This window comes from Rhodospirillaceae bacterium (genome assembly GCA_018660465.1).
GTDB lineage: Bacteria > Pseudomonadota > Alphaproteobacteria > Rhodospirillales > JABJKH01 > JABJKH01.
This window is the reverse complement of the sequence record JABJKH010000008.1, coordinates 128,901-146,956: the sequence shown is the minus strand read 5'-3', so window position 1 is coordinate 146,956 and position 18,056 is coordinate 128,901. Positions and strand designations below refer to the sequence as shown.

16 protein-coding genes are annotated in these 18,056 nt (G+C 51.9%); 2 read left to right on the top strand and 14 right to left on the bottom strand.

Annotated features, from left to right (window positions below):
• The 3 genes from HOM51_02000 to HOM51_01990 form a co-directional block, all read right to left on the bottom strand.
• Positions 1–232: flagellar motor switch protein FliG (locus tag HOM51_02000; GenBank protein ID MBT5033270.1), on the bottom strand; the 232-nt coding region annotated here is incomplete at its 3' end.
• A gap of 3 nt (positions 233–235) precedes the next feature.
• Positions 236–1,858, bottom strand: a complete 1,623-nt coding sequence (gene fliF / locus HOM51_01995) for a flagellar M-ring protein FliF (protein MBT5033269.1) — start codon at positions 1,856–1,858, stop codon at positions 236–238.
• A gap of 475 nt (positions 1,859–2,333) precedes the next feature.
• Positions 2,334–2,624, bottom strand: coding sequence for a DUF1153 domain-containing protein (locus HOM51_01990; GenBank protein MBT5033268.1), 291 nt, complete (start codon positions 2,622–2,624; stop codon positions 2,334–2,336).
• Positions 2,625–2,874: 250 nt separating this feature from the next.
• Here HOM51_01990 and HOM51_01985 point away from each other — a divergent pair, with 250 nt between their 5' ends.
• Positions 2,875–3,537 carry a methionyl-tRNA formyltransferase gene (locus tag HOM51_01985; protein ID MBT5033267.1) on the top strand — a complete coding sequence of 221 codons (663 nt, stop codon included), beginning with the start codon at positions 2,875–2,877 and terminating at the stop codon, positions 3,535–3,537.
• 129 nt (positions 3,538–3,666) lie between these two features.
• Here the strand turns inward: HOM51_01985 and HOM51_01980 are convergent, their stop codons facing one another.
• The 3 genes from HOM51_01980 to HOM51_01970 all read right to left on the bottom strand — a co-directional run bounded on the left by HOM51_01980 (position 3,667) and on the right by HOM51_01970 (position 9,249).
• Positions 3,667–6,531: a flagellar hook-basal body complex protein gene (locus HOM51_01980; GenBank protein MBT5033266.1), complete on the bottom strand. Its 2,865-nt coding sequence runs from the start codon at positions 6,529–6,531 to the stop codon at positions 3,667–3,669.
• 90 nt (positions 6,532–6,621) lie between these two features.
• Complete coding sequence (locus HOM51_01975) at positions 6,622–7,413, bottom strand: hypothetical protein (GenBank protein ID MBT5033265.1); 792 nt, start codon at positions 7,411–7,413, stop codon at positions 6,622–6,624.
• A gap of 27 nt (positions 7,414–7,440) precedes the next feature.
• Positions 7,441–9,249 (bottom strand): hypothetical protein, encoded by a 1,809-nt coding sequence (locus HOM51_01970; GenBank protein ID MBT5033264.1) that lies wholly within the window; start codon positions 9,247–9,249, stop codon positions 7,441–7,443.
• A gap of 292 nt (positions 9,250–9,541) precedes the next feature.
• Here HOM51_01970 and HOM51_01965 point away from each other — a divergent pair, with 292 nt between their 5' ends.
• Entirely contained in the window at positions 9,542–9,955 is a 414-nt protein-coding gene (locus HOM51_01965; protein MBT5033263.1) for a sel1 repeat family protein, read from the top strand.
• A gap of 83 nt (positions 9,956–10,038) precedes the next feature.
• Here HOM51_01965 and HOM51_01960 read toward each other — a convergent pair whose 3' ends face one another.
• The 8 genes from HOM51_01960 to HOM51_01925 form a co-directional block, all read right to left on the bottom strand.
• Positions 10,039–10,305: a hypothetical protein gene (locus tag HOM51_01960; GenBank protein ID MBT5033262.1), complete on the bottom strand. Its 267-nt coding sequence runs from the start codon at positions 10,303–10,305 to the stop codon at positions 10,039–10,041.
• Positions 10,306–10,425: 120 nt separating this feature from the next.
• Positions 10,426–12,006, bottom strand: coding sequence for a tetratricopeptide repeat protein (locus HOM51_01955; GenBank protein MBT5033261.1), 1,581 nt, complete (start codon positions 12,004–12,006; stop codon positions 10,426–10,428).
• Positions 11,993–12,529, bottom strand: a complete 537-nt coding sequence (locus HOM51_01950) for a GNAT family N-acetyltransferase (protein ID MBT5033260.1) — start codon at positions 12,527–12,529, stop codon at positions 11,993–11,995. Before HOM51_01950 ends, HOM51_01955 begins: the two co-directional genes overlap by 14 nt.
• Before the next feature lie 13 nt (positions 12,530–12,542).
• On the bottom strand, positions 12,543–13,661 hold the full coding sequence (locus tag HOM51_01945) for a hypothetical protein (protein MBT5033259.1): 1,119 nt from the start codon (positions 13,659–13,661) through the stop codon (positions 12,543–12,545).
• Positions 13,658–14,680 (bottom strand): Gfo/Idh/MocA family oxidoreductase, encoded by a 1,023-nt coding sequence (locus tag HOM51_01940; protein ID MBT5033258.1) that lies wholly within the window; start codon positions 14,678–14,680, stop codon positions 13,658–13,660. The genes HOM51_01945 and HOM51_01940 overlap by 4 nt, the downstream gene beginning before the upstream one ends.
• Positions 14,677–15,417, bottom strand: a complete 741-nt coding sequence (locus HOM51_01935) for a glycosyltransferase family protein (protein ID MBT5033257.1) — start codon at positions 15,415–15,417, stop codon at positions 14,677–14,679. The genes HOM51_01940 and HOM51_01935 overlap by 4 nt, the downstream gene beginning before the upstream one ends.
• Positions 15,414–16,679 (bottom strand): DegT/DnrJ/EryC1/StrS family aminotransferase, encoded by a 1,266-nt coding sequence (locus HOM51_01930; protein ID MBT5033256.1) that lies wholly within the window; start codon positions 16,677–16,679, stop codon positions 15,414–15,416. The genes HOM51_01935 and HOM51_01930 overlap by 4 nt, the downstream gene beginning before the upstream one ends.
• Complete coding sequence (locus tag HOM51_01925; protein MBT5033255.1) at positions 16,676–18,052, bottom strand: GNAT family N-acetyltransferase; 1,377 nt, start codon at positions 18,050–18,052, stop codon at positions 16,676–16,678. The genes HOM51_01930 and HOM51_01925 overlap by 4 nt, the downstream gene beginning before the upstream one ends.
• Between the last annotated feature and the right edge of the window lie 4 nt (positions 18,053–18,056).

Sequence of the window (18,056 nt, the reverse complement as noted above, 5' to 3'; positions counted from 1 at the left end):
TTAAATTACCACCACCGCCGGAAAGTTGATCCGCAAATTCCACAAACAAACCTTCCACAGTGGTTGATTCAACACCCCCTAAGGTCGACATGCTTTGCGACAAGTCGCGGATTTCTTCGTCGTCCATTAACTCAAATAATTTAGCCGAATAATCAGGCCCCAAAGCCAGCATGAAGACCGCCGCTTTCTGTCCGCCATTGAGTTTTCGACTGTCGCCTCTGAGCTTTGCCATGGGTTATTCTCCCTCGTACATCCAGGACCGGACAATAGCCAGTGCCTCTTCTGGATGCTTTTCAACGATCTCACCAACTTTCTTAACTGACGATGCCTTAACGCGACCTTCAACTCGATCAATATCGATCAATTCGTCGTAGGAGTCTTCTTCCGCTACATCGGGGCCCGTTAGGGCTGGTGCGCCAGAAGATTGGTCGGAGAGCAATGCGGCCTCACCAACACCTGCGGCAACCGCCGGCATGGCTTCAAAGGCTCTAGAGACAAGCGGGCGGACAACTAACAGAATGACCAGAATGGCGACAATACTCAAGACCAGGATTTCCGCCATTCTAAGCAGATCGTTTTTGTCCAAACCGAAGAATAGTTCCAGTTCTGGTTCGTCTGCGACAAGCGGGTCGGCAAACTTCATATTAATGATTTCGACCACGTCACCGCGGTTGGCATCAAAGCCAATAGCCCCCTTGACCAGCGTGCTCAGGAGTTCAAGTTCGGCTTTCTTTCGCGGCTCATAGACTTCGTCACCATCGTTGTTTTCTTTAACGATTCCATCGACCAGCACAGCTACGGATATCTTTTTAACAGTGCCGATATCCCGGATGTGGTTCTTGATGACTTTGGAAATTTCAAAATTAACGGTCTCTTCCGTGCGATTTTCGTTGGCTGTGTTGGAGGCGCTATCGCCGGTGCCAAGGTTAGGGTCCGGCAGGTTGGTGCCGACACTGACTGGCGGTGAAGCTTCCGCTTCTTTGCTGTTGCGGCTTGATTCCAGAGATTGGGTAGAACGAACAACTTGGCCTTCAGGATCAAAGCGTTCTTCCGTTGTATTAATACGGTCAAAATCAATGTCAGCAGAGACTTGAGTTTGGACTTTTCGTGAGCCAACAGTTTTTTCCAGCAGCCGGGTTACTTTGGCAGCCAATTGTGATTCGAAGGCGCGGCGTCGTTCTTCGGATTTGGCGGCAACGGCTTCAGGCGAATCATCTTCAAACCCTTTCGCCAAAAGATTGCCGCGCTGATCGACGACTGAAATTTTATTGGGTTGCAAGGACGGGACGGCGGCGGCAACCAAATGTTGGATCGCTGCTACTTGTTGTTTGGCCAGAGAACCGCTGCGGATGTTGAGCACGACCGATGCGCTGGGGGATTGTTTCTCGCGGCTGAACAGTTCGCGCTTTGGCATAACTATATGGACGCGGGCATTTTTGATCTTATCCAGCGATGTGATGGTTTTTTGCAATTCGCCTTGTAGGGCGCGGATTTGGTTGATGTTTTGTAAGAAGTTTGTGCTGCCGAGAGCGGAGTTTTTATCGAAAATTTCGTTGCCGATGCTGCCGGAACCGGGCAGACCCTGTTCGGCCATGGCGATCCGCATTTGGAAAACTTTATCGGACGCAACCCAAACTTCATCGCCGCGAACTTCGTGTGGAACCTTCTTTGATGCCAACTGTGACACGATTGCAGCCGAATCGCTTGAATCCAAGTCGCCGTACAGCAACGTCATGTTGGTGCCACCCAATCGGGTGGCCATAAAGATAAAGAAGATAACGAGTAAAATCCCCACAAGTCCCATCATCCCTAGGCGCATAGGGCCTAGGTTTTTTATCATTTGGGAAAAAGCGTCCATGAAATGTCCCTCTGAGCGAGCCGTTTAAAAGCTTTTCTGGGGCAACGTTCCACCGGAGTAATTGGGAAACGAGCCGAAATTAACCAGGAGACTAGAGGCTAAGGAGGGAGTGATGAAAAAGTCGTTAACAACTGGGCAAAAATTGCCTAGGTCATGTAATCATAAATGGTGATGAACTGTGATCGATTTAGAAGGCGTTTCGGTAGGAAAGTGGCCGAAAGCGGGGTTTATCCCCCGGTGAGGCCGCTTGACGCATCGAAACACCTTCTAAATTGACCCTTTCAGGGCGTGTCTCTTTTTGCCCCTGAACAGCGGCGTGTCGTCAGTTGTGATGCGCAAGCATCACGCCTTCCTAACGCCTTGCCAGAGAACAAAAATAGCCACGTCACAGTCAACACCATTTATGATTACATGGCCTAGTTATTCGCACTAATTTAGGTGAGGAAAGATTGTCCCTTAAAACGGATGCGTATTTTTAAGCTTGATCAGCCCGGTAAGTCTTGATGCGCGTGGTGCGCAGACCGGGTAGGCCGTGTTTGGCCAGCAGACGCTGCCAAGACAGAAACTCGTCAATTGAAAGGCTGTAACGTTCGCAGGCTTCATCGATGGTGATTAGACCTGCGCGAACGCCAGCGACCACTTCTGCCTTGCGGCGGATGACCCAACGCTTTGTATTGGGCGAAGGAAGGTCATCGCGTGTCATCGGCTCACCCGTCGGCCCAACAACGTCAAAGCCCCTGGGTTTAATCCCGTGCGGCTTAGCCATGTCAGGTCGCGGAAAATCCTTCGGCCGGGAACGTAGATCCTTCATCTTTTCAACCACTCGTGTATGTTATTAGTCCTGCCTGTTACAGAGACAATACGATTTCGCGTGTTAAAAAAATGCTAAAGAACAGAGTTAAAATCTACCTAATGAAAATTATTTTGGATAAAAAATTGTTTAAAAACAGTCAGTTGGCAATGTGATGATCAAAGAAATTTTATTACTTACTGAGCTAATTGAAGTGCAGGAGTTAATGACGATCTTGCGTCGCCATGCCCCCTCAGTCTCAATTAGGCATGTGGTTACTCGGGCCGATCTGGAGGCCGCCGCCGAAACAGGGCTGGCCGGAAAACGCCTCATAGGATTTTGCACCCCCGTTATCGTATCGAAGTCGATTTTGGATACATTGGACGGCCCCGCCTATAATTTTCACCCTGGCCCGCCGAACTTTCCGGGGCTCTATCCGGCTTGCTTCGCGATAAATTCCCGCGCCGATCAGTTCGGCGTAACGGCCCATGAAATGTGGGAGAAGGTGGACGAGGGACCTATCGTCGGTGTTGATCGCTGCGAAATATCTCTTGATATTGATCGGATGCACCTCGAAACCCTCAGCCATGCCATGATATTTCAACTGTTCGAAAGATTGGCCCCTGCCTTGGTGGCAGACGAGTCGTTGCCGCACGTTGATGAACATTGGAGCGGCACGGTCACGCGCCAGGCTGATTTTGAAGCGATTTGTGAGGTTCCCTCAGATATTACCTTGGAAGATTTGGAACTGAGGTACCGCGCGGTCGGCCAAGGACCCGAGCATTCGCTGAATGTAAAAATTCATGGCGTGCGGTTTAATTTGGACACAGGCCAAGGCGGGGACCAAGGCGATGGCAAAGTCTACGTCGGCGGTCGGGAAGTGACTTAAAAACCTATCCCCAAAAATGGTGATCCCGGCAATGGTGGGTAAAACCATGCCGGGATCTGGGTAAGTCGTGTCGTAAGTGTGTGGTTCGTGGTAGCCGTTTAGGGACCGGCAAAAGTCCTTAGTTAGCTATTAACGTTTCGTTCTGAGCAGTTCTTCCAACATATCGTCGGCGGTACTGATGATCTTGGCAGAGGCTGAGAACGCCCGTTGGACAACGATCATCTTGGTGAACTCTTCACCAATGTCGACAGTGGATGCTTCAAGTGAGCCCTGAATAACCGATCCTGCAGGACCCGTATCTGCTTCGCGGAGTGTCGCGTCGCCGGAGGCTTCCGTCGCGTTCCAAACGTTACCAGACTTGGATTCCAACTGGTTGACGTTAACGAAGGTCGCCAGCGGGATCTGATAAATGTTCCGCGTTTCACCGTTATCGAACAGGGCGACAACTTGGCCGCCGCTGTTGACGGTGACGCCGGCAAAGTTACCGAAGCGTGATCCGTTCTGCTGAATAAAGACCGGAGTGAATTCGGCACCAAACTGGGTGAAGCCGTTGGCTTCCAGGAGGGTTCCGAAGTTCATCTCGATTTTATTGGATAACAAGCTACCAACACCAGTCGGCTGATCATTCAAGTCGTTCGCACCGTTGGCAAAGTCCAGAACCTCAACGTCTTTGATGTTAATTTCGCTGGGCAGACCATCGGCGGAGAATTTAAGCGCCGCTTTGGTTTGAATGGTGACAGAAGCACCACCAGTACCCGAACCCGCGATCGTCGTCTGGGACCCCGTGGTTTGGTCGGTTCTGGTTACCGTGTTCGTTGCGGCACCAAAGGCATTTGAGAAGGCCGCAGAATAGGTTCCCGCCGTATTCGTTGCGGCGTTATTATTGGCCGGGTTATTAGGCAGCGTCGTCAGGACCAAGGTGTCAGCCGTGGAGCTTAAAACGGCACTGTTGGCTGCTGTGGAGCCGGCGTTGAATACAGTCGGGCTGGTTGAGATGAGACCAAGCGCTGTGGCAGCAGAGTTACCACCATCTGTGATTGTGATTGCGCGCCCGTTGGCAGCGGTAATTACAAGTGCAGCGCCGTCCGCAACTGTGGCGGTTAAGTTTGCAGAAAGCCCCGTAATTGTTGCGGCCAAGGCGGTGGCGGTTGTCGCTGTCCCATCAAAGGTAACCACGTTCGCTACGCCGTCAGCTAGGATAGTGAAGGAACTACCGGCGACCAACGCAGGAAGGGCAACATTAATATTTGCCGCCGCCGTCGTGACGGTGTTACCCGTGACCGAGGTCGCAACCGCTACTGGTGCACTCGCCGCATTAGATGCTGTTAATCGTGCGCGGGTGCCGCCTGAAGCGAAGCTTGCGTCATTGGCCTCAATCGCGGAGACCAAATTTGTGAGGGTCGCCGCTACACTGGCGCCAATTGTGACCGATTTGTTGCCGGCGGTAGTGGTCGCGTTGCTGTCAAATTCATAGACGATACCATTGACGGTAATTGTATCCGTATCACTTGGCTGTGCGTTAAATTTAAAGAACACTTCGTCGGTAAAATCGTCGTCTCGTTTCTTAACCGTGAAGGCATTCTTTTGAGCGGTCACCAAGGTACCGGAAGAGTCCAGAAGACCTGCGGGATTAACCGAAATCGCGGAGCGTCCGTCATCTTTGAAAAGGATCGTCGTCGCACTTCCCGCACTAACTGCAATCCGCGTGTTGGTTACCGTGGTCGTTCCGGTCGATGTATTGGCATCATCAGCAAAGTCTGAGTCACTGGCTTTTACCGCAGCAACAAGTGCCGCGATGTCCTGTGAGAGTGACGTATTGGAACTGATATCAACCCGTTTAAGAGTAGAGGTTTGACCCAGGCCAGCATTAAACAGCGTCAGAACCATTGACGAATCGGCTGCGTCCACAGTTGTCGCTCCAGACGGTGTGAAGGTAAAGTTCGAGCCATCTGCGGCGACTGCGGTAACGGTTAAGGTCAGTCCTAAGTTTGCCGCTGTATCGGCATCCTGAATGGTCAGCACGTCGCCGACGGCAACTTTAGAAAATGTGCCAGCGATCGATGTGAGCGTACTTGCGGTAATTTGGAAGTCGGTGGTCGTTGCCGTTCCAGCGGTGAAATTGGCTGGCTGATCATCAAATTGGTAGGTAATGGCGTCGATAATAATCGTCGCACCATCGGCCGGACGGCGAACCGCGTCACCGGCAGAGGTCGGGACGTTGAATTCAAGCTGACCCGTACTGCCGTAGACCTTGGCCGTTGGGACCGTGGGGTCTTCCAGCGTCAGGACCGCGGTGCCTTGCGGCGGATCAACATCCAAACGCCATTGGTTTTCAACGTTGGCTTTGGTGTATTGGAAACTGATGTTGTTGGGGTTACCCAAGCTGTCAAAGAACTGAACGTCCGTACGGTGTGTCGTTCCGGCTGTATCGTTGGCCGGAAGGTTGGCACCGATGGAGATCGCGGAGGTCGCCGTTGCCGTACCACCAACGTTACTCAGGTTAATCGTGTCCAAAAAGTCCGTCGACAAAATGTTTTGGTTGGCGATGCTCAAGCTATCGTTCGCCGGAACAATTTTGCCAGCGGCATCCGTCGGCCAAGCTTGCAAGTAAAAACCTGACGTATTGCGCAAGAAGCCTTCGTTATCTTGGAAGAACGAACCAGCGCGGGAGAACAAGAACTGGTCTGAAACGCCAGGCCGGGGTGATTCGTTCACCACATAATAACCGTTGCCGGAAATCGCGATATCTGTCGAGGACGTGGACGCCTGCAAGAGGCCCTGCACACCTGTGTCCTGGCGCGGTCTGGATTGAACACCACCTGGGGAGAACAGAGTACTCGACGACTGCTTGGTGACCAGGGTTGAGAAGTCCACTCGCGTGTTCTTATACCCGATCGTGCTGACGTTCGTGATGTTGTCGGAGATCGCACCCATCGCGCTAGATTGCGCGGTAAGTCCGGATACGCCCGATGACAGTGCACCAAATAAACTCATTTTCGTTCTCCTTTTAATAACCGGATCAACCGGCCTTTATCTTTCGTTCGTATTCATGTGTGGGCCGAAGCCCGTGTTCATTTTCATTCGTTATGCGGCGGCAGATGATTCTTCGACTTCTCTGTCGTCCTCAGCTACGTCGTCGTCTGCATTACTGTTTGACGCCGACGGATTCGATATTTCACCATTGGTATTTACGGGAACTAACGGAACCGCTTCTGAGACCGAAAGAACCTGATCCAATGGAACCGTGATGCCGTGGATAAACAATGAGACCACACCGTCTTCTGCACCTGCACCGCTGACCGTGCCAAATACGGTTTTCTTCACGCCTTGAATTTCGCCGTCGGGGCCAATGGCGGATACGATTAAGGTATAGGGTCCATCTGGTTGCGGCAGGCCGTTGTTGCCGGTGCCGTCCCAGACGAAACCATGGGTGCCGATTTCGTTCTCGCCCACCGAGTTGAAGACAGTCCGACCGCTCTGATCTCGCACCGCAATATCGACCTTGGCGGCCTTGCTATCCAAGGTATAAGTGAACTTAGCCAATTCGCCCTCTAGCTCGAACAGATCGCCACTGTATTCAATTTCTGTACCGATGAAGCTGACCATGTCGCCGACTTGTGACGTCTGGGTCACATTCAGAAGTTTTTCCAAATTCGAGTTTTGAGAAATCTGCTGTTCTACACTGGCAAACTGAACCAACTGCGACGTGAACTCGGATGCATCCATGGGGTCCAAGGGGTCCTGATTTTCCAGCTGAGTGATCAGCAGGGTCAGGAACCTGTTTAGGTCCTCATCTAGCTTTTTCTGGGCAACGGCGGCTTGAGAAGCTTGATCCGTTGCGCCAGGAGTTGAGTTTACACCACCAAGGATTGGCATTTTATTAGTTCCTTTTCCTCGTCGAACCTAGGCGCGGACATCCACGTGATCTTCGGTGATGATGTCACCGATTTCGCGTGCCGCTAGGCTGGCTTCAGCGCCATTCGAACCACCGTTGCCGGTTCCGGAACCGTCGCCGCTTCCGCCATTATTCGAATTGCTATTGTCGCCATTGTTGTTGGCCGTTTGATTTTGTTGGCCACGTAAATTGAAGTTTAAGTCGCTGGAGTCGGCTTTCAAACCGGCTTCGGCGAGTGCTCTCAACAGGTCTTTCGCGTCCCGTTGCAACAGTTCCATGGTATCTTTGCTTTCCGCAATTACCATGATGCTGGCACTTCCGTCCTTGCCAATGTCCATTTTGACATCAACACGACCGAGAGCTTCTGGGCGAAGTTGGATGCTGATCCGATCCAAACCTGCTGTGATGGCTTTGTTGATTTGCACGGAAACCTGATCAGCAATGGCTTGGCGTTGCGGTATGAACCGTTGAGCCTGAGCTTCCTTCGCCGTCTGGTTCTCTTTGGTCTGTTGCGCATCATTCGTGTTGGCGGTCGTCGTCGGCGTTGCACTTTCCGTCGTCGTCGACGTGGCCGTCTGCGCCGTAGCATGCACCGGACCTTGCGCCATTGCTTTAGCGTCGCCACCAGAAGATGTTGCAGCCTGGATTTGACCCTGCTGGGCGTTGCCTTGCTGTGCCTGGGCTGTGTTCAGTCCATTCTGTGCCTGCGGTGCCGCATGGGACAGTGCGGCAGGGTTTACACCCTGATTGGCGCGTCCTGCAGCTTGCTGACCCGTTTGATTGGTTGCGTCACTATCCGTTGCTTTCAAAGAAGCTGCGGTTAGGGTTGATGTCGGTTTGGAAACGATGGTTTCTGCTTCATCCGCAACGTTTACAGTTACAGAGACTTTCGGACCATTACCAACCTTGCTGGCCATATCAGCAGCCTGCTGTGCGGCGCGGCCATCGGCAACAGGGCGGTCGCCCTGACCTTGGGCTTCTCCGCCGGTGTTTACTTTTGCCTGAGCATTGGCGTTAACGTTGGTGTTGGCTTGTCCGTTGGATTGATTAGCACCCGCGTCCTTGCCGGTATTCGCCGTTGCTGCCGCTAAACCTTGAATGGCATTGTCGCGCTGGGCAGAAGCACCCGCGTTGACGGCAGCATTTTCATTCGTATTCGTTTGCGCACCACCAGACTGAGCCATCGCCATTACGCCAGCCAAATTCATCTGGGCGCTATTGGCGGCCACATTACCCGCTTGGTTGTTGGCATCGCCAGAAGTGGCGGGACCCTGTTGCTGGTTTTGTCCGCCAGATTCGGCTTGAGCTTGTCCATCAGCGGAGGCTTCTTTGCCCGTGTCAGATGCATTCTCACGACCGGTGTCCTGTGGTTGCTCGTCCCGACCGGCAGAGCGGTCGCTGGCATTATCTGCACCGGTGTCGCTGCGGTTGTCACCGGCGGCGTCGCTGCGTTCTTCACCACGAGATTGGTTGTTGTTGTTCTCATAGTTATCAGCGGGCTCGGCGCGATTTTCGCCCCGGTTGCTGCTATGATCATCGGAGGCATCGGCATGATCGTCCCGATTGCTCTGACCTAGATCGCCACGCTCGTAAGGATTTTCCTCTGGACGGGCCTCCGGCTCAACGCGTTCAGCACCGGCGAACTGGCGCGCAAGTGCATCAAATGCACCAGCACTGTCTCCTGGACCGCCGGACTTGTTGATCATTTCCTTAAACGCCGACGAAAGATTGGCCAACGTGGAAAGCGCCGTGTTCCCCTTTTGATTCCCAGCTGTGGGATCAACGATCTCTTTAGGCTTGAGCGAGAAGATATCCATGTCTTCCTCCAAAAATATAAAATTCGCTAACCCCTACTAAGCAAATCGCGGGCCAGTTTTGGAAAAACGACATAACTATTTGAATTTATTGTAAAAAATAATTTTTAGGACTCAGAAATTGGCCAAAATTCCGGGGTGCTCGGCAATATTTGACCAGTTAACCCAGGAAGTTTGTGCCGTTATTTGCCCACCCCTTTTATATTCATTGGCCATATTCATTGGGATAATGAATAATCTCGGGGTTTTTGCGAGATGTCCTTCGCACGCTGCACGAATAGGGATTGAGGAGGCTATGGCTTTAAATAAAAAGGATGCCAAAATTTTCACTACTCTGAAAAAAGCGGCCGAATCCGGTAATTCTGAGGCGCAAGTGAATCTGGCAGCGATGGTTCTGGAAGGGAGGGGATCTCAGCTGGACCCAGAAGTGGCGCGTAAATGGTACGAAAAAGCGGCGGAATGGGGTGAGCCAGGCGCCCATTACGGTTTGGCCCTGATTTATTTAGAAGGCAACGGTGTCTCTAAAGATAAAGTCGAGGCCTATGCCCGGCTTTTAGCGATGAAATCTGGCGAGGTCTTGCTCAAGAAACGTTTCGGGCCAGTTATCGCGAAGCGGATGCTTGATAGCGTTTCTCGCCTGGAAGTTAAGCTGTCGGATCAGGAAAAGGAAAAGGCGGTCCAGCGGTCTCGTTCCTTCGTGGAGAGGTAGGACGTGTGCCATGTTCCCCAAATGAAAAAGCCCCCCCATCATTGGGGAGGCTTTAACATACCATATGGTCGGTAGTTTTGGTGTTAAGTTTCAATGTTTACCTTTCCACCTCGACCGTCGGCGCTTCCACCAGAGTCTGAATCGTTGCTGTCATTCTGATTTGCACCAGAACTCGAGCTCCCTTCAGAAACAGGCGCGGAAGCCTGAAGAGCAGAGGTTGAACTTTTTTGCTCCTCCTCTTTTGCTGCGTCTTCTGCAGCCTCCTTTTGCTGTTCAAGTTGAACAGTGGTTTGCTGCACAAGCTGACTCGCAACGGTAAGAGGGAATTGTGCTAAGACTGAATCGGCCATAGTTTTCTCCTTTCTTACACATAGCTTCTGCTAAGCATTTAAAGGATACACGGCTTTGGGGGGATAAGTAAAGAAAAATAACGAAATGTGTTAAAATTTGTTTTCTTGTATTTCAATAGCTTACGCGGAATTTAACGCTTTATCAACGATTAACTTTTCAATTTGAGGGCGAATTCGCGTCAAAATTTCGTTCCAGTCGTTAAAATTGGTCTGTCGGAAAATTTGCATTGTTGGGTACCAAGGGCTGTCGTTGCGGTCCTTCATCCAACGCCAATCCCCCGCCGTTGAGAGTAGCAGCCAGACTGGCTTTCCGAGGGCACCGGTGAGGTGGGCGACGGCAGTATCCATGCTAATAACAAGGTCCAATTCTGAAATTACGGCGGCCGTATCGGAAAAATCAGCCAAGTCTTCAGAAATATCCATGATGTCAGGTGGTAAAGGCAGGTCGGAGTCGGGAATTTCCTTCTGTAGGCTGATCCATTTCACCTGTTCAATGCCAAATAATGCGGCGTAGGCCTGAAGCGGGCAGGATTTAAAGGAACTGCTGAGCTGTTCGGTGCTTGTTTGCCACGTGATACCGATTTTTAACTGGTCAGGAGATTTTAACCGACCAGCCCAATATTCTTGTTTGTTAACAGGAACTTGAAGATAAGGAACCTGATTTGGAAGGGCGTCCAAACCCATCGATAAAATTCCTGGAATTGAAAGCAAGGGAACATGGACGTCAAAAGCCGGCAATTGGTCGCCGCGGGCCAGGGTTTCGGTTACACCAGGAGCCGATTCCATGAGGCTGGTAAGGCCGGGAGCGCATTCTAAAATGATATCTCCGCCATGGTCCGCAATGTCCTTTGTAAATCGTGCAAATTGTAGAGAATCGCCGAATCCTTGCTCTGCATGAACGAGAATTTTTTTACCGTCGAGGCGTTCGCCTTGCCATTTTGGCTGGGAAAACGGCCTTACCGGGGTTGGAAAATTAGGGATTTTCCAGCGCCATTCATATTCCGGCCAAGCAGCTTCAAAATCGCCATTCATAAACAAAGAAAACGCGAGATGAACGTGGGCCAGTTTAAATTCAGGATCTAACTCGACGGCCTTGCTTAAGGCCTTAATCGAGTCTTCGACTTTATTCTGTTGGCGCAGCACATTACCAAGGTTGTAGCGCGCTTCGGCACGATTTGGTTCTATTTCAATGGATTTAAGATAGCAGTCTTCGGCATCCGCAAATTCGCCGCGGCGTTCCAATATATTTCCAAGTCCATTCCAGGCATCTAAGGTTTCGGGGTTTGACTCTACGGAACGACGAAAGTAAGGCTCAGCTTCATCTGCACGGTCCTGTCGCACAAGAATTTCGCCCAACTGGGCCAGCAAGTTGGCATCCTTTGGCGACAATTCGACGAGAATATGGAGCGTATGTTCTAATTCTGGGATTTTATCTTGCGTGGCAAGCGTTCTAAAGAGGTTCAGGTGAATTTCAAGATTCTGGGGAGCCAAAGTAGCCGCCCGTGTTAGATTCTTGAGCGCTGCATCCATCTGTCCCATTTGGTGCGCCAGCGTTCCACTTAAATGTAGGATATCGGCATTATCAGGGTATCGACGCAGGAGCTTTCGATATTCAGATTTAGCCTCTTTCAGTTTTCCCGCTTGATGGAAGGCAAGGGCCACATAGATTTCTTGTTGAATATCTTGCTCAGTCTTGGTCATCAGCAAACCGTGCAACCAGGATGAGATCGACTTCCTTGCCATCCAGAAGGTAATTTTTTAGCCGCCTGCCTTCCTCCACCATCCTGGCCTTACGCATAATGCCCAGCATTCCGACGTTGGTTGCCATGGTGCCAGCCGTCACCTTGCGCATGTCGCCAGGACCAAGAAGATAATCCAGCACGCCAGTCCAAGCCTCAAAGCCATAGCCTTTGCCCCAAATTTCTTTCTCACCTAGGACGATGCCAACGTCGGCAACTTTGTTTGGCGCGTCAATGTGGGCGTCGATATTACCGATGTGGCGGCCGGTCGCAGTTTCTTCAATCGCCCAATACAAATTCGGCGTGTCGTCGAAGGATTTCAAGAATTCGCGACAGCTTTCCAATGTATGCGTGTCATGGCGTTGCTCACTATATCGAACAACATCAGGGTCATTCAGCCAGCTGACATAGCGTTCCGCCAAATGCTTTTCAGAAAAGGCGACCAGTCGCAGGTGTTGGGTTTCTATTTGAGGTGCTGTCGCCATGATTTCACAAACTCTAGTCCGCGATCCTGTCTCTCAGGAATTTAGCAATCCGGTCGGTTGATCCGAAATTTATCACTTCATCGACCCGGTTGTCAGTCTCCTTGGGCCAATCTTTCATAAATTGGCTAATTGCTTGGTGGAGTTCGTCACGTGATGTTGCAACCTTTGTAAGACCCAATTCAATGCTATCCAGCCAGTTCTTTTCAACATCCCGAGGGATAATCGAAAGCGTTGGTCGTCCAAGAATAGCCGCCTCAATCAGTAAAATTGATGTCATTCCAACCACCAAGTCTGCCGCAAAGCAGACATCCAAGGGCGAACCGCTATCGCTGATATGATCGATTTCTGATGCATATACAGAATATTCTTGCCGAGTGTTTTTCGGATGAAGCCGCAGTACCATGTAGGGCTTGGGACCAAGGGTGTTGAGGCTATCGAGCAGTTCTTCCAACACGATATTCGTTCTAAGGTCACTTTGGCCGCGTCCTCGAAGAGTGTAATCGGCGGACCTTTGAAATTGAGTTGGGTCCAGTCCATCTGAGATTTCTGCCGCAAAGACGATAAGAGGCCGCTCGTCAGAAATTTCAGGTAGAATTTTCTTCCGGAGTGCGGCTCGGCCAATTTCCCGCAGAGCGCCGCGCTTCTCTTTGATGGCGTCGTAATGGGGATGGCCGCCGATAAAAATATTTTCTTGCCCATGACCCAATTGGACAAAGGTCTTCTTCAAGGGATCGGTCGGCACAATAAGAAAATCGGGTACGTGATGAAGAGGTGCGTCCCCACGACCGCGGAATCGGTGCTGCGGATTGGCCGGACCATCCACGATTCCTACGGTTGGAATGCCACGTTCCTGGGCTGGAGCCACCAATTGAAGGCCGAAAGTGTCAGGGTTTTCAGAGGTTCCAACGAGGACCAACTTAGGCGATGCATTATCCAAAAGTGATGCGGCAGTTGATCCCTCTGGGAGTTCTGTGAAAGCAATGCCTTGTTGGCCTAAATATCCGACAGCTGTACCCGCGGCGAATAGGGAGGTGCCGATGCTCAGGTCTTCGAGCGCTGATGGCAGGCGGGTGACACAGTTGGCAGCACCGGGGTCCTCGACAAATATGAGGATTTCCGTGTCGATGCTCATCCGAGCACCACGCGCTCGCCTGAGCGATCAGCTGAAGACAGAACCGCGTTAATGATATTTTCGGTTCTAATTGCCGACGTGCCCGAACTCGCGAGCGGCGCGTCCTCAACCGTGGCGGCATAGAGGTTGTCGTACAGGTTATAGAGCGCTGTTGAGACCGTGCTTTCAATCGCCGTTCCCACATCGGAATTAATTTCTTGTTCGTTCTCTAACGCGCGATTTTCCGTAACTGGATAATGGCGGATGCTGAGACCTTCTTGCAGGATTGTAAGCCGCCCAAGGCTGCCCCAGATATCGAGTCCAATTTCTCGGTAATTCGTGAAATCGATAGGCTGAATAGCCACGGTCGCGCCCCTCTCAAGATTCGCAGAAAAGGCCACATGAACGTCGCCCGGTAGAGGCGGATTTTCCAGAGGGGACGCAGGCCCACCCGCTTGAACAGCCGTGATTTCACCCAACAGCATGCGAATAAAATCAATCATATGACTGGCGTTATTGCGAAGGCCGTTGCCGTAGGTCGCGAAGATTACTTCAGGTGTCCCTACCAACGCCGTCAATCGTTCAGCAGCGAGTTCGCGGAAGAGTTGGTCGCCTCGGCGCCAGAAGTTAACCTGCAGATTAATGCCCCTTTTTATGCAGGCATCAACCAATTCATCGCCTTCGTCACCACCCAAATTTAAGGGCTTTTCGACGAATGCAGATTTTAGGTTTGGGCATTGATTTATAACAGATAAACGAGCCTCAGGCGGTGCCGTGATGATCACCACTTCGGGGTCTGTCTTAGCTATTATATCTGCCAAGTCATCCCCAACATGGGGAACATTCCACTTATCTCGCGCGGTGGATTGAGCCTCGTCCGACGGATCAACCACACCGAGCCAATCAAAATTGGGATGATCGTTGAGGACTTGCGCATGGGTGGCGTACTTAAAGTGCGCTGCCATTTTCGCGTCCGCTTCAAGGCCACTGGCGATTTGTCCGAAGCCGACGACGATGGTTCTGAGGGGAGTATCCGTCATCGCACCGACATTTCCTCACAATGTTTGTTTAAGTCTGTGAGCTCCGGATTGGCGCTGAGCAATGCGGCGATGTCGCCCACCCCAAAGCCATCTCCGTTATCAGGTTCAAGCTGACGATAAACTTCACGGATCAGGGCTAGATCTTCTTCGTAATCAAGCTGTAAACGTTGCTCTGGCAAGGTGTGTTCGGGCGGCGCGATCAGGTCGACCAAGCGATAGCGTTCCGGGTGTTCATAAAAATAAAGCGATACATGTTCGCGGACGGCGGGGTCCTTAACTGTTCGTTCGACCTCTTCAAGGTCTGACAGGCGGAACACCTGAGCATCGATCCCTTGCGGGTAGGACAGTCGGAAGGTGTTGCTGACGATGTCGCTATCGGTGTCTTCAAAAAGAGTAATGGCCGCATCAATGACAGCAGGATCAATCAGCGGCGTGTCGCCACAAATTTCCACCACAATATCACTATCCATGGACCGTTGAGCTTCGACCACGCGCAGCAGCACATCGTCTTCGCTGCCGCGATAGCAGGCGACATCTTCGCCCGCAGCCCAAGCTTCAATTGCGTCGTCAGCTGGGTTTGTCGTTGTTGCGACAACAATACCGTCTAACTTTTTTGATTGCTGAAGGCGGCGCACTTGGCGGGTCAGCGACGGCTGGCCGTTGATGTCCATCAGCACCTTGCCCGGCAAACGAGACGACGACATGCGTGCTTCAATACTGGCGATAATGCGAGTCATGGCGATAGCTCAGCGCGGTTATCATGAACTTTGCGGATGGCGCGTATCAGAAGTTCAGTCGTCTGATCTATCACCTCAAACGCGCAAGGCTCAAACACGATGGCCTCTTTCTCATGCAAGCGCTCCGTGACGGGGCACAGCTTCCCTTCATAACGCCGATCCGTGAGAGTGAACGGAAACCCTTCTTTCCCAATGGCCTGGCGCTTTTGGAAAACGGGCAGGGTGTAGAGCGGCGGTAGATAACCAACCCCATGCGGGAAACCTTCTGCTGCCAAGGCCTTGCAAAATATTTCTCGGTTGATGCCTGTGGCTTCCTCATCAAACTTGGGTAGCCAGACATAATAGTTGTGTCGGCAACCATCGCGGACGACAGGCGGAGTCCAGCCTTCCAGGTCTTTGGTTCCCTCCGTCAACGCCGTCGCCAGCGTTTCCCGTGTTTCAATATGCGCGCCTGCGTGGCTGAGTTGGGCGAGGCCTACGGCGGCATGCAGTTCGCTCATCCGAAGGTTCATGCCGATGATGTTGGTGATGTCGGAAATGCCCCAATCTTCAACCGTATTTTCCCCGTGGTTGCGGATCAACTGCAAACGTTTGGCCAAATCGCCATCATCTGTTGTGCACATGCCACCTTCGCCGGTGTGGATGTGCTTGTGAAAATTGAGGCTAAAAACGCCGATGTGGCCGATGGTGCCGCAGGATTTGCCGTTTTCGCTGCCGAGCGGCGCTTGGGCGTTATCCTCAATAAGAAACAGATCATTGTCGTCGGCGATCTGGCGAAGTTCTGCCAGCCGCGCTGGATGGCCGAAAAGATTGACCACGATAATGGCTTTGGTTTTGGGTGTGATGCTGGCCTTCACCTGGACCGGATCAAGGCAGAACGTCTCGTCTTCTATATCGGCGAACACGGGAATACCGCCGTACATCAAAGGCGCCATGGCCGTCGCTGACATGGTCCAAGGCGGAACGATTACTTCGTCGCCCGGACCTATACCAACCGCACCAACCGCGGCCATCAAGCCGGATGTGGCAGAATTGACGGAGACTGTATGCTTTGCACCAAAACGTTCTGACCACGCGTCTTCAAAGGCGCGCACTTTCGGACCACCCAGAAATTCAGGACCAGGGCTGCCATAAAACCCGGACAAGCAACCTGAGCGAACCACATCGCTGACAGCAGCGATTTCAGCCTCCCCCATGGATTGATAAGGGGGAAGGGGCTCGGCAATTACAGGGTCGCCGCCTAGGAGAGCAAGTTTCGTCATGTGTCCTGTCTCTTGTCCCATTTCCGAGCCAATTCAGTTACCCGACCCAATGAAACTTCCGTCGTGTTTTCCGCAATCCAAATTGCGCGGTCTAAATCGTGCTGCGTATCCACCGCCAAGTGTATCTTGTCGTAACTTTCTTTATTAAACGTCACCGGGTGAATATGGAATTTTTCTGGGTTGCCATAAATATACTTTGTGACGTGCTCATGGTCATCCAAGTCGTTGGTCATGCCTAGTAATCGATGGAGGACAGATGTCGAAATGACTTCGACGCTCATGCCCGGGGGCAGGGTTCTTGGAAAGACGTTGGTTGTGATGTCCGGCACGATACTGCGGTGTTCTTCCACCATTTGTTCGATCAAGGCAGCATCGATAAAAGGACTGTCCCCTGAAATCCGCACAAGGGCATCCAGGCCGAAGTGGCGGGCGCAATCTGCCGCACGGCCCAGAACGTCAGTGTCTGATCCTCTAAATATTGCGACGCCTTCGTTTTTGGCAAAGTTAACGATAGGCGCATCAAGGGCTCGACTCGAAGTCGCGATAATTAGCGGATCACACTTTCGAAGCTGATCTATGACCCGGCCGAGCATGGGCCGCCCGGCGATATCCGTCAGCGCTTTGCCAGGCAGCCGATTTGAATCCATCCGAGAAAAAATAGCCGTCCCAATTGTCAGTCCAGTCGCAGGCCCGTTGGCAGGATTTATCCAATGCAGAGTTTTCTGTTGAGAGAATTCCGAAAACCCGGTTCCAAGGTAAAGTCGATTGGAGACCGCGTTATTGGTCTGGGTACCGGCACGAATGTAATCGGCTTTTCCTGCATAGTGATTGAGGGCTTGTTCAATGAGCTGTTTACCGAGGCCCCGACCTTTCATGTCGTTGGCAACGGCAATCAAATCAATCGTGACTTCGCGCCCGTCTATTCGGCACAAATTAAAGCCAGTCGCCCGGTCACCGTCGCGGGTAACGAAGACAGCATCTGCGCGGCCTTTGAGGGAGTTCTCGACCCACGTTTGCTTGAGTATATCTGCCAAAGCGTTCGGCACGCCGGGGTCTGAATGAAAGCGGTCGAACTGAAATGAGGTCTTGCCGATCTCCAAACACGCCTCGAAATCGGCTTCAATTGCGAGTTGAGGCGTGGCCCTGCCGGGAATAGCTGTGATAGGCCGTCTGAAGGTAACGAGAGATTCGATCTCTCTAAACCCGTCCGCTTTGTGGCGTTGAATTCTATTAGCGTCTTCAGATGGCACGCGGCATGAAATCAGCCAGGCGTTCGGTTTAGACGAATTGCCGCCGTTACCTGAGATCAGACGCGCAACGGGCGCGCCCAGCACGCCCGTCTCAAATTCCAGATGTTCAACCTGCATTGCCATAGGC